The sequence below is a fragment of the Fructilactobacillus sp. X7R9C1 genome (assembly GCF_059901005.1).
Genome location: NZ_JBWXVG010000042.1, coordinates 1 through 650 on the forward strand (window position 1 = coordinate 1; position 650 = coordinate 650).

The window sequence follows — 650 nt, forward strand, 5'->3', positions numbered from 1 at the left end:
GTATTGAAGGTGTAACCATCACCTGGGAAGCCATCGGATACAAGTTCATATCCTTGGGCTTCTAGTTTAGCGATTTCGTCCTTCGTACTGTAGTCCGACTTAGAACCGAACTTTCCGTTCAAGCCATCAGTCTTAATAACCTTGTTACCATTGTCTTGATCGATGTACTCAACTTGCGCCTTTTCATCGTTGGCATTGTAGGTAACGGTAACACTAGAATTCGTTGCGTCAGGACCAATTGTTTCTGAACCAACGCTTGCCCTATCTGGTGTGTAACCAGTAATTTTAGGTGAATCGATTTCACCAAAGACTGCGTTAGTTGAAGTCCAGTCACTGTATGTTACCTTGCCAGTAACCTCATCGAAGGTTGCGGTTCTGTTAAACGTAACTGTTTCAATGCGATCTTCTGAAGCTTTACTACCATCAGCATAAACGTAGTGAACCGTTCTCGTAATGTTCTTAGTCAGATCATTTACGCCGGTCCCATCTGGATATTTCGGTCCCGTTGGATTATTTGGATCAACTGGTTGTCCTGGTTGACCCGGATTGTCCGGTGTAACCGTCTTAGTTTTATGTTTCAAAACAACGGTAAAGGTTGGATTGTCAGTGTTGAAAGTAAAGCCATCAGCAGGGTATCCGTCGGATACCAA

1 protein-coding gene is annotated in these 650 nt (G+C 43.7%); it reads right to left on the bottom strand.

What is annotated here, in order from left to right:
- Positions 1–650: mucin-binding protein (locus AC6UD0_RS07310; RefSeq protein ID WP_500708698.1), on the bottom strand; the 650-nt coding region annotated here is incomplete at both ends.